The organism is Burkholderia sp. Ax-1720 (genome assembly GCF_011753035.1).
In the GTDB taxonomy this organism is placed as follows: domain Bacteria; phylum Pseudomonadota; class Gammaproteobacteria; order Burkholderiales; family Burkholderiaceae; genus Burkholderia; species Burkholderia gladioli.
This window is the reverse complement of sequence record NZ_VWWK01000077.1, coordinates 18,294-29,832: the sequence shown is the minus strand read 5'-3', so window position 1 is coordinate 29,832 and position 11,539 is coordinate 18,294. Positions and strand designations below refer to the sequence as shown.

At 68.6% G+C, this 11,539-nt stretch carries 9 protein-coding genes; 8 read left to right on the top strand and 1 reads right to left on the bottom strand.

What is annotated here, in order from left to right; genetic code table 11:
• The first annotated feature begins 59 nt into the window (after window positions 1-59).
• From F3J18_RS21315 to F3J18_RS21285, 7 genes are all read left to right on the top strand, one after another.
• Entirely contained in the window at window positions 60-1,061 is a 1,002-nt protein-coding gene (locus tag F3J18_RS21315) for a transglutaminase family protein (protein ID WP_025098330.1), read from the top strand.
• Between the two features lie 297 nt (window positions 1,062-1,358).
• On the top strand, window positions 1,359-1,973 hold the full coding sequence (locus F3J18_RS21310; protein ID WP_240154858.1) for a methylamine utilization protein: 615 nt from the start codon (window positions 1,359-1,361) through the stop codon (window positions 1,971-1,973).
• A gap of 26 nt (window positions 1,974-1,999) precedes the next feature.
• Window positions 2,000-4,360, top strand: a complete 2,361-nt coding sequence (locus F3J18_RS21305) for an EAL domain-containing protein (protein ID WP_345892527.1) — start codon at window positions 2,000-2,002, stop codon at window positions 4,358-4,360.
• Window positions 4,361-4,419: 59 nt separating this feature from the next.
• A complete protein-coding gene (locus tag F3J18_RS21300) occupies window positions 4,420-5,982 on the top strand; it encodes a methyl-accepting chemotaxis protein (RefSeq protein WP_166914038.1) in 1,563 nt (520 codons plus the stop codon).
• Between the two features lie 174 nt (window positions 5,983-6,156).
• The gene (locus tag F3J18_RS38680; protein ID WP_166914036.1) at window positions 6,157-7,392 is read left to right on the top strand and encodes a GGDEF domain-containing protein; all 1,236 of its coding nucleotides are present in this window, start codon (window positions 6,157-6,159) and stop codon (window positions 7,390-7,392) included.
• An 84-nt stretch (window positions 7,393-7,476) separates the two neighbouring features.
• A complete protein-coding gene (locus F3J18_RS21290) occupies window positions 7,477-7,791 on the top strand; it encodes a helicase (protein ID WP_166914034.1) in 315 nt (104 codons plus the stop codon).
• A 10-nt stretch (window positions 7,792-7,801) separates the two neighbouring features.
• Window positions 7,802-8,017 carry a DUF3820 family protein gene (locus F3J18_RS21285; protein WP_013690094.1) on the top strand — a complete coding sequence of 72 codons (216 nt, stop codon included), beginning with the start codon at window positions 7,802-7,804 and terminating at the stop codon, window positions 8,015-8,017.
• 54 nt (window positions 8,018-8,071) lie between these two features.
• Here F3J18_RS21285 and F3J18_RS21280 read toward each other — a convergent pair whose 3' ends face one another.
• Window positions 8,072-9,268, bottom strand: a complete 1,197-nt coding sequence (locus tag F3J18_RS21280; RefSeq protein WP_166914032.1) for a GGDEF domain-containing protein — start codon at window positions 9,266-9,268, stop codon at window positions 8,072-8,074.
• Window positions 9,269-9,828: 560 nt separating this feature from the next.
• Between F3J18_RS21280 and F3J18_RS21275 the strand changes: the two genes are divergently transcribed.
• Entirely contained in the window at window positions 9,829-11,421 is a 1,593-nt protein-coding gene (locus tag F3J18_RS21275; protein WP_152554362.1) for a hypothetical protein, read from the top strand.
• Window positions 11,422-11,539 lie beyond the last annotated feature (118 nt).

Below are 11,539 nucleotides of genomic sequence, written 5' to 3'. Positions count from 1 at the left end.
CGCAGCCGTGCGCGCCGGCGCCGGCGGGCGCTTGCGCCGCCACGGCAGCACCGGCATCGGTGCCGGCGGCAGCCGCGCCTGCCGCCGCGATATCGCCCATCGAGCCGCGCACGCTGCGCGTCACGCACGACACGCGCTACCGCTACGCCGCGCGGGTCGAATCGGCCCAGCACCAGGCGCGGCTCAAGCCGCTCGACCTGCCGCGCCAGCAACTGCTCGATTTCTCGCTCCACATCGAGCCCCTGCCGGAAGGCGTGGGCGTCGAGATCGACGCCTTCGGCAACCAGCGCACCTCGTTCGCCCTCAACCAGCCGCACGAGGAGCTGTTCGTGCGCAGCCGCAGCGTGGTGCGCGTGAGCCCGCCCAAGCGCTCGGCCGGCAAGCGCGGCGAGCCGCCGCCCGCGGTCGCGATGCCCGCGCCGGGCACCGCCAGCGCCTGGGAGGCCGTGCGCGACCGGCTCAGCTACCAGGCCGGCCAGCCCTACGACGCCGCCAGCGAGTTCGTGTTTCCGTCGCGGCACGTGGCCAGCCATCCCGAGCTGGCCGCCTACGCGGCCAGGAGCTTCGTGCCGGGGCGGCTGCTGGTGCAGGCGGCCTGGGAATTGATGCGGCGCATTCATGCCGATTTCGCCTACACGCCGAACAGCACCGACGTGAACACCTCGGCGCTCGACGCGCTGGCCTTGCGCAAGGGCGTCTGCCAGGACTTCGCGCATGTGATGATCGGCGCGATGCGCTCGCTGGGCCTGGCCGCGCGTTACGTCAGCGGCTACCTGCTGACCCAGCCGCCGCCGGGCCAGCCGCGCCTGATCGGCGCGGACGCCTCGCATGCCTGGGTCGAGGTCTACGATCCGGCCTGGCCCGAGGACGGCGGCTGGCTCCAGCTCGATCCGACCAACGATCGCGCCCCCGGCAACGACTACGTGATGCTGTCGGTGGGCCGCGACTATGCCGACGTCACGCCATTGCGCGGCGTGATCCGCGGCGGCGGCGCCGACCAGGTGCTGACGGTGGGCGTGACGGTCGAGCCGATCGAGGAAGCCGAGCCGCGTCCGGCGTGACCGAGGAATCGCGGCCGGGCCGGCACGCCGCGACGGCTGGCGATCCGGCAGCCCATGACCGGCCGGGAGGCTCCCGGCCGTATCGTTTTCCAGGCTTGCCCCGGGCCACCCGGCGGCGGCGCGCGTCGTCGCAGTCTTTTGCCGTCCATCGCCGGATCGCCGTGATTGCTTAATTCAATCGATACGGATTGAATATTCGCGCGCCTGAACCGTTATCTCCCTCGCAGACCTATTCGAAATCCAGTCCGGCGTCCCATCGGGAGACCAGCGCCGGGCTCACGAGCACACGCGAACACGATGGCGGCATTTGATCGGAAGACGGGGATCGTCGGCTTGGCGGCCGCGCTCGCCCTTTGCCTGGGCGCGAGCCGCGCCTCGGCCCTGGAAGTCCGGGTACAGGATCGGCAGGGCGCGCCGCTGCGGGACGCGGTGGTCTACGCGATCCGCACCGACGGCGCCATGCCGCGCGTGAAGCCGGCGCCGGCCGCGATCGTGCAGCAGGATCGAATGTTCATGCCGCTGGTCACGGTGGTGCAGAAGGGCGCCTCGGTCGACTTCCCCAACCACGACGACATCGCCCACGACGTCTACTCGTTCTCCCCGCCGCGCAGCTTCGAGCTGAAGCTCTATCGCGGCGCCTCGCGCCCGGTGATGATGAGCCGGGCGGGGCTGGAGGTGATCGGCTGCAACATCCACGACACCATGCTCGCCTACGTGCTGGTGGTCGACACCCCTTACTTCGCCAGGACCGACGCGCAAGGCCTGGCGCGGCTGCCCGAGCTGCCGCGCGGCAGCTACCGCGTGCTGGCCTGGGATCATCGCCAGCGCGACCAGCAGGCGCGCGCCGAGCAGACGATCCGCGTGCCGGCGGCCGGGCCGCTGCGCTTCTCCCTGTCACTGGGCCCGCGCTGACGCGCCCCGCCATGAGGAGAGCCGCCGTGCCCCTGCGCAAGCTGCGCTCGAAGATCGCGCTGGTCTTCGTGCTGATGATCCTGATCGTCCAGGCCGGCGTGCAACTGGCCACCGGCGATGCGCTCGATCGCACCGCGCTCGACCAGGTCAACGCCCAGCTGGTGGTGGGCGACCGCCTGTTCCACAACGCCCTGCAATCCGAAGCCGGCAAGCTGTCCCAGGCGGCCGCGATCGCCGCCGCCGATTTCGGCTTTCGCGAGGCGGTCGCGCTGCACGACACCACCACCGTGCGCTCGGCCCTGCAGAACCAGCGCGAGCGGCTGGGCGCCGGCATCTCGCTGCTGGTCGGGCTGGACGGGCAGGTGGTGGCCAGCGCGCCGCCGGCCGAACTGGTCGGCCGGCGCTTTCCCTATCCGGAGCTGGTCGGCGGCGCGCCGCGCGGCACCGGCTCGCTGATCGGCGTGCTCGACGGCCGGCCCTACGAACTGGTCAGCGTGCCGGTCAGGACGCCGCTCACGGTGGCCTGGATGGTGATGGGCTTCGCGATCGACGACCGGCTCGCGCTCGACATGCACGGCGTGGCCGGCCTCGATATCTCCTTCCTGGTGCGCGGCGCCGGCCATCGCTGGCAGGTGCTCGCCAGCTCGCTGGACGCGTCGGGCCGCGCTTCGTTGCAGGCGGCCGCCGCCGACCTGGTGTCGCACGACGCGCGCGGCGGGCAGCCGCGCGTGGGCCGCTACGTCTCGCGCATCCTGTGGCTCGCGCACGGGCCGGCGCCGGTGGTGGCCGTGCTGCAGAATTCGCTCGACGAGGCCGCCGCGCCGTTCCGCGCGCTGCGCTCCACGCTGCTGCTGCTCACGCTGGGCGGCATCGCCATCTCGATCGCCGGCGCGGCCTTGCTGGCGCGCGGCGTGACGCGCCATTTCGGCGAACTGACGCGCTTTGCCGAGCGGGTCGGCCGCGGCGACTACGGCGCCTCGATCGAGATCGCCAGCCGCGACGAGACCGGCGAGCTGGCCGCCGCGTTCCGGCGCATGCGCGACGACATCGCGCGACGCGAGGCGCGCATCACCGAGCTGGCCTATGTCGACCCCCTGACCGGGCTGCCGAACCGCGTGTCCTTCAACGAATGGCTGCAGCGCGAGATCGACGTGGCGGGCGAGGCAGGCGCGAACGCCGCGCCGTTCGCGATGATGCTGATGGACCTGGACCGCTTCAAGGACGTGAACGACACGCTCGGCCACCATGTCGGCGATCGGCTGCTGAACGAGGTCGGCAAGCGCCTGGCCGGCAGCCTGGCCGGCTCGGGCGCGGCCGCGGCGCGGCTCGGCGGCGACGAATTCGCGATCCTGCTGCGCGGCGGCGACCGGCGCGCCGCGCGCGATTGCGCCGCGATGCTGGTGGCGGCGCTGGAGGCACCGCTGCTGATCGAGGGCCAGCCGCTCGACGTGGGCGCGAGCATCGGCATCGTCTGCTTCCCGGAGGACGGCGCCGACATGCACACCCTGCTGCGCCGCGCCGATACCGCGATGTACGCCGCCAAGCAGGCCAATGCCGGCGTGGCCGTGTACGAGCACGGCGCCGAGCGCCGCGACCTCGAGCGCCTGTCGCTGATGGGCGAGCTGCGGCGCGCCATCGAGAACCACGAGCTGATGCTGGTCTACCAGCCGAAGATCCATCTCGCCAGCGGCGGCATGCGGCACGTCGAGGCGCTGGTGCGCTGGCGGCATCCCGAGCGCGGCCTGGTGCCGCCCGACGAATTCATCCCCTTCGCCGAGCAGACCGGCTTCATCCGCTCGATCTCGCGCTGGATCGCCGCCGAGGCGATCGCGCAATGCGCGCGCTGGCAGGCGCAGGGGCTCGAGATCGACGTCTCGATCAATTTCTCCGCGCGCGACCTGGCCGATCCGGCCGCCTGCGACTGGCTGGGCGCGCTGCTGCGCGAGCACCGGGTCGAGCCGGGGCGGCTGTGGATCGAGATCACCGAGAGCGCGCTGATGGACGATCCGGCGCGCGCGCTCGACACGCTCGAACGCCTGCGCGGGCTCGGCATCCGCATGTCGATCGACGATTTCGGCACCGGGTATTCGTCGCTGGCCAACCTGAAGCGCATGCCGGTCAGCGAGCTGAAGATCGATCGTTCGTTCGTGATCGGCATGACGCGCGACGCCGACGACGCCTTCATCGTGCGCTCGACCATCGCGCTGGCCCACGACATGGGCCTGCAGGTGGTGGCCGAGGGCGTGGAGGACGAGCCGACGCTGGGCCGGCTGCGCGCGCTGGGCTGCGACCTGGCGCAGGGATACGGCATCGGGCGCCCGCTGGCCGGCGGCGACCTGGGCGCCTGGATCGAGGCATGGACCGGCCGGCTCGCCGCCACCGCGTAAGCGGTACGCGCCGCGCGTTTCCCTCAATTGACTTGCTCTCTCAAGGTAAAGGGTTCGACATGACCATCGTTCGCCGCCTGATCCTCACCCTCGGCGTGGCGCTCTGCGCGCTGGCCCTGGTGGGGGGCTACGGGCTCTACCAGCTGCATGCTTCCTACCAGCGCATCGACGGGCTCGAGACGCGCACTATTCCCGGCTTGAAGCAGGTGTCGCTGGCGCGCGACCAGGTGGCGGCGATGCGCTTCGCCGTGTACCGCTACGTGGTGGACGGCATCGACGAGGCGAGCCGGGCCGCCAGCCGGCGCGAGGTCGAGGCGGCCGATCGCGGCTTCGACGCGGCGCTGGCCGACTACGAGGCGCACGACATGACGGACGCGCGCGACCGCTCGCTGCTGGCGGCGGATCGCGCCAGCATGGCCGCCTACCGGGCCCAGCGCGCGATCTTCTTCCAGCGCATCGAGGGCGGCGATCGCGACGGCGCGCTGGCGATGCTGCACGACGGCGGCGCCGTGCACGACGTGGCGCTGACGCTGAACCAGGCCCTGCAGGGCCATGTCGAGGCGGTGCTCGGGCATGTGGACCAGGTGCGCGACGAGAACGCCGGCGCCTATCGCGTCGCGCGGGTGCTGATGCTGGGCGTGGTCGGCCTGGCGCTGCTGGCCACCGGCCTGCTCGGCGCGAAGCTCTACCGCGTGGTCAGCCTCGGGCTGGGCCGCCTGCGCGAGACGCTCGACGCGGTCGGCCGCACGCTCGACCTGTCGCTGCGCCTGCGCGTGGAGCGCCGCGACGAGGTCGGCCTTACCGCCGAGGCGATCAACCAGCTGCTCGAACGCATGATGACGGTGGTGTCGGCGGTGCGCGCCTCGAGCGACACGGTGGGCGTGGCCTCGCGGCAGATCGCCGCCGGCAACCTCGACCTGTCCTCGCGCACCGAGGAGCAGGCCGCCTCGCTGCAGCAGACCGCCAGCAGCATGACCGAGCTCGGCGACACGGTGCGCCGCAACGTCGACGACGCGCATGCCGCCCGGTCGCTGGCCGGCAGCACCACGCAGATCTCCGACGAGGGTTCGCAGGCGGTGGAGCGGCTGGTCGGCACGATGAACCAGATCGCCGCGAATTCGACGCGCATCGCCGAGATCACCTCGCTGATCGACAGCATCGCCTTCCAGACCAACATCCTCTCGCTGAACGCGGCCGTCGAGGCGGCGCGGGCCGGCGAGCAGGGACGCGGCTTCAGCGTGGTGGCCACCGAGGTACGCAGCCTCGCGCATCGCTCGGCCGACGCGGCGCGCGAGATCAAGCAACTGATCGACCGCTCGACGGCGACCATCCAGGCCGGCTCGAAGCAGGCCGAGGAAGCCGGCCGCGCCACCGAGCAGGTGCGCCTGGCGATCCGCCGCGTCGCCACCCTGGTGGACGACATCGCCAGCGCCTCCGATGTGCAGCGCCGCGGCATCGACGAGGTCAGCCGCGCGGTGGTGCAGATCGATACGGTCACCCAGCAGAACGCGGCGCTGGTCGAGCAGGCCGCCGCCGCGGCGAGTTCGCTCGACGAGCAGGTGGCGAACCTGAATCGTTCGGTTTCGGTGTTCAGGATCGCCGACGGACTCGCGCTGGCGTGAAGGGGCGGGGCGCCGCTGCCGCCATGCCGTGCTTGCGCGCGGCGCCCATCCCTGTATCCTGCGAGGCGCTCCGAGCGAGCCATGGCGGATCGCGAGGCCGAAGATCGCGACAGGTTGCCGGGATTTCGTCGACGGCCGGCATATAGGGTGGTGAATCGGGTGGTGAGGCGGGTAGTGAATCGAATCGAGCATGCCGGTGCCGCTTCCGAGGAGCAGGCGCCCTCGCTGAAGGCGCTGGCCGAATCGGAGCTGCGCCGCTCGGGTTTTCGCCTCGCCTTCGCCGGCCCGCTCGAGGCCCGCTACTGGCGGGACATCGCCGCCGAGCGGCTGCGCGAGCTGCGCTTCATCGCGATCTGGGGCGTGTCCGGCTATTTCTGCCTGGGCGTGCTGCTGAACCTGATCGTCATCCCGGATCCGGACTGGAAGGGCGTCGCGGTGCAACTGGCGGGCTCCAGCCTGCTGGTCGCCGCGATCATCCAGACCTGCCTTCGCGAGCGGGTCGCCGTGCGGATGCGCGAGCTCGCGCTGCTGGCCTGCTGCCTGATTTGCAGCGTCGCCGCGATCCTGATCGTCGCCGCCAAGCCGACGCCCGCCACGCTGCGCGATTTCCTGCTGGCGATTCCGCCCTCCAGTTTCGTGCTGATCTTCATCCGCCTGCGCTTTCACCAGGCCGTGGCGTTTTTCCTGGCCAATCTCGGCGTGTATGCGCTGAGCCTGTTCGTCCGCCCGGAAATCGGTCACGACGACGCCATGTTCCTGATCGGCTTCATGAACACGCTGCTGCTGCCGGCCCTGGTCGGCGGGCACGCCTTCGAGCGCGCCTCGCGGCGCATCTACCTGCATCAACTGCTCGATCGCCTGCGCAACGAGCGCCTCGCGGCGGAAAACCTGACGCTGGCGGGGCTGTCCTATACCGATCCGCTGACCGGCGTCGCCAATCGGCGGCGGCTCGACGCGGCGCTCTCCGAACTGGTGACGGCGCCCGGCACGGCCGGCGCGCTGCTGCTGATCGATATCGACCGCTTCAAGGCCTTCAACGATCGCCACGGGCACCTGGCCGGCGACGCCTGCCTGTGCCATGTCGCGCAATGCCTGGCTTCGCAGTTGCAGGGCTTCGACCTGCTCGGCCGCTTCGGCGGCGAGGAATTCGCCGTGCTGCTGCCGCAGGCGAGCGCCGACGATGCGATGCGAACCGCCGGCAAGCTGCGCGAGGCGGTCGGGAACCTGCGCTTTTCGATCGAGGACCGGCGCGTCGGCGTGACCATCAGCGTCGGGGCGGCCGCGCGCGAGGGGCTGGCCACGCCGGAAGCCCTGATCGGCGCGGCGGACGCGGCGCTTTACGCCGCCAAGCATGCCGGCCGCGACCAGGTGCGGCTGGCTCCGTCGGCTGCGAGGCCGCGAGCCGGCTAGTCGGGCGGGGCGAGGATTCGACGGATTGTCGGGAGGGCGGCGCGGCAGGCGTTAGAATGGCAGCCTTTTTCTCGGGAGACGCCCATGTCCTGGTTCCTTTACGAAGTGCCGGAGTACCACGAGGATGCGGCACGCATCGAACCCTTCGGCGACCTGCGTAGCCGCGTGCTGAAGGACAGCGGCCAGGCGATGGCCGACGAACTGGAGAGCATCCGCGAGAATGCCGCGCAGACGGCGGACAAGCCGGCGCATCCGCTGCTCGCGCCGGACAATCCGCAGGTGTTTCCGATCCCCTATGCCGATTCGATGATCCTGGTGGGCTTCATCTTCGATCTGAAGCGCGATGGCCGGCAACTGGTGGTGTCGCCGGTGGAGATGCCCTGGCTGAAGGACGCCTGACGCGCCGCCCATGGACGCGAGCGAGCTCGAACGCCTGGTCAGCTTCGTGATGCCCTTCGGCAAGTACAAGGGCAGGGTGATCGCCGACCTGCCCGGACATTACCTGAACTGGATGGCCCGGGAGGGCTTCCCGCGCGGGGAGGTCGGCCGGCTGCTCGCGCTGATGCACGAGATCGACCATAACGGCTTGAAGGACATGCTCGAGCCTTTGCGCAAGCGGGGCTAGGGCCGAGGCTTCCGGTTCGAATGACGGTTTCCCGACCGGGCTCGGTGCCTCGTTTCAGCAGCGATTCAGGACGGCCGTTTCCACCGGCTCGATCCACCGGCCCTGCACCGTCCCCGCCAGCACCACGCAGTTCCTGCCTTTCGCCTTGGCGGCATAGAGCGCCGCGTCGGCTCTCGCCATCGCCGAGGCCAGGGTATCGCAGGCGCGGAACTCGTCGACGCCGGCGCTGAGGGTGCAGGCCACGCATGCGGCCGGCCCTTCGGAAGCCGAGCTCGCCACGATCGCGCGCAGGCGATCGACCAGGCGCAGCGCGTCCTCCTTGCCGGTGCGCGGCAGCAGCAGCGCGAATTCCTCGCCGCCGACGCGGCCCAGCACATCGGCTTGCCGGATTTCCCGCGAGATCGTCGCGGCGACGTTGGCGAGCGCCTGGTCGCCGGCCGCATGCCCGTGGCGATCGTTGATGCCCTTGAAGTTGTCGATGTCGAGCAGCGCGATCGACAGCGGCGACTTCGCTCCCCTGGCCGAACCCAGCAGCGCCTCGGCGCGCGCGATGAAGGCGCGCCGCCCGAACACGCCTGTCAGGTCGTCGATGGTGGCCAGGCGTTCCATGCGCTCGGCCAGTCGATCGTGGGCCAGCATCACCATGCCGACCGACAGGCAGGGCAAGGTCAGGGTGGCCATGCCGAGAAACGCCACGTTGACGGGCGTCGCTTCCAGGAAATCGGTTTCGTGCGCCAGGCCCAGCCCATAGACGGCACATCGGATCACATGGACGAAGGCCCCCAGCAGCGCGACACCCGAGACGAAGTAATAGCCGTATCGCGGCCGGCCCACCGGCCGATGCCGTTGCACCAGCCAGGCGATGACGAAGCGCACATAACCGAGGAAGGCCGAGATGATCACGACCCGGGCATCGATGTCGGGCGAGAGGTAGGTCCAGTAGACCAGCCCGGCCAGGATCGCGCCGACCGCGAGGTATTCGCCGCTCAAGGAGGCACGCAGGTGAAAGAAGCGCCGGAAACCCTGGAGCGCGGACAGCGAGGCCACCACCAGCAAGGCGCTCGCGCCCAGGATGATGCTCGGCGAGCGCTGGAACAGCAGGAGCAGCGCGGTGACCGCCGCCAGCACGCCGCTGGCCAGGCACCAATGGCGGATTCCCGGTATCTGGGCATGGAACAGCGAGCCGAGAACGGCGACGCTCATCAGGCAGGACAAACTCGCGATGCCGATAAGCGCGGTCGGGATGGACATGGCGGCGTAACGAAAGAGGGCGATCCGCGAAGGCACGGGGCGCAACGCAAGGTCGCGCGGCTGGGTCGGATGCCTTCTGGCAAAGCGCGTATCGTACCGGAAGAAGTTTGCATCCCGATGCAATCCGGATTTCTAATTTTTCAGCCGGGTTGGGGGCGTGCGATTAGGTATCAGGGCCTCGATATGGCAGTCGCATCATTTCGGTTGAACCGTTCGGTGGTCGTGATGAAAGACGCGCCGCCGCGCCCATGACGACATGCGACTCCGACACCACGCCACCGAGAGTGCCGGCGAAAACGGGAATATTTTCATAAACGGCCTCAATGCCCGACACGACCCTCGGATTACGTCTGCATTGTTTCCTTGCTTACGGAAATATTGCGTAATATTTGGGCGACGCCTAGAATGCCTCGGCCCGATAGCCATGCTCGGCTGAATCGATTCGCGCAAGGCACGGGGAGTTGTGTCGGCCATACGTTACGGCAGGCGATAGCGGGGCGAGATGTTCGAGCATCTTCGGTAGTTCGTCGTTATAACAATTCAATCAAAGCCCAATTAATATGAAAAAGAAAAATCTGCTTGCAGTGTGCTGCGTCGTGGCATTCGCGGGGTGCGGCGGTGGAGGCGATTCAAATGGCGGTGCGACCGGCGGCGCCAAGGATGCTGGAGCAGGAGACAGTAATACCACGGGGGCCACGAGATTCATCCAGGCAGCGGGAACCCAACGCGTCTGGGACGAAGGGCTGAAAGCCGACGGCACTTTCGTTGCCTTTCCCATCAAGCTGCAGGTCACCCTGGATGACAACGGTATTGCCCTTGCTTCCTGGCGGGATGGTTTCGCAGACAGGCTGATGACCGCGGTTGCCGGTGCCGACGGGCAATGGTCGACTGCGGAAAAGCTGGCAAGCGGGGTGGACGATGGATTCCCTTATGCGCTGCGAGCGAATTCCGCCGGGCGGCGCGTCCTGCTTGTCATGAAAGCTCGCGTCCATGACGGCGATTATCCTTATGCCGCGTATTTTTATACGCCATCGGTCGGATGGTCCGAGCCGGTTCCGCTGACGCGACAACTCGCTGCAAACGATCCAGGTGCTTCGGATCTCACGGTCGACGACGATGGCACGGCATTGATTTCCGTTCGCGGCTACGATCTCCTCGGCTCCAGTTCACAGAATCGCGCGGTACCCGCCGAGTTGTTCCGGCTGAGTCCGGACGGTGCGAAGACGACCGGGGTTCAGACGGTGCCGATGTCGCCGACGGGAAGCCCCATGCCGTCAGGGGGCACGTCGGTTTTCAATACCGTCTACGCGAAACCGCCCAGGAATTCCGCTGGCAACACCGGCACGGGTTATCTTTTCTGGCAGGAAACGGCGCAGCCGGGCAATTTCACGTCGTCGATACTCGGTGCGATGCTCGAGACGCCGCCGCGCTATACGGTCCCCGCCAGCAATATCCAGGTCAGCACGTTGAACGCCGCGGGTAGCTCGCCCACGTATTCCTCGATATGCGGATCCAGTCTTCTGCAAGCGAAAGCGTCAGGCAAGTTCAAGGCGACTGTCCTTTGGGGGGATGTGACCTCCGCCGGTAAATGTCGGCTCATGGCGACGCGCCTGAGCGAGTTGCCGAGCTTTCAGGCGCAGACCGACGTGCTGGATGTGACTCCGGAGGGAAATAATGGCGCCTTGTCCGGCGCGAAGCTGCTGATGGATGATTCCGGGAACGCCTTGGCGATATGGGCGAGTTCGAACGACAGCGGCACGCATTACTGGTGGAGTCAGTCCCTGGCTGGCGCCGCATGGAGTCGCCCCGCCGATTTGAAATCGAGTCTCGGCATTGCGGACGACATGAATGTGTGGAGTTCCGCCGTGGCGATGAGTGCCGGCGGTGACGCCGTGTTTGTCGCCGCCACCAAGTCCAAGTACCAGACTCCCGATGCGAAAGACCAATTGAGCTATGCGCATTTCGGCTTCGGTGCCGGGTGGGGCAGCAGGACGGTGATTGCGGAAGGTGTTTCCACTTCCGGCATCCAGGTCAATGTCGATATCAATCGACGCGGCAAGGCGACGATCATGTACGTGGCGGCGCCGTGTGATGACACGTCGAATGCCGGAAAAACCTGCAAATCGGCTGCCGTCTACGCCTACAACTTCTGAATCGCCATTCAGTGATCGGTGCCCGGCGCGTGCGCGCCGGGTGACGCCGAACCGTGACCGGATCGAAAAACCAGCCCCGCTCGATATCTCGAAGCGGGGCTGGTCGCAATGGGATGCT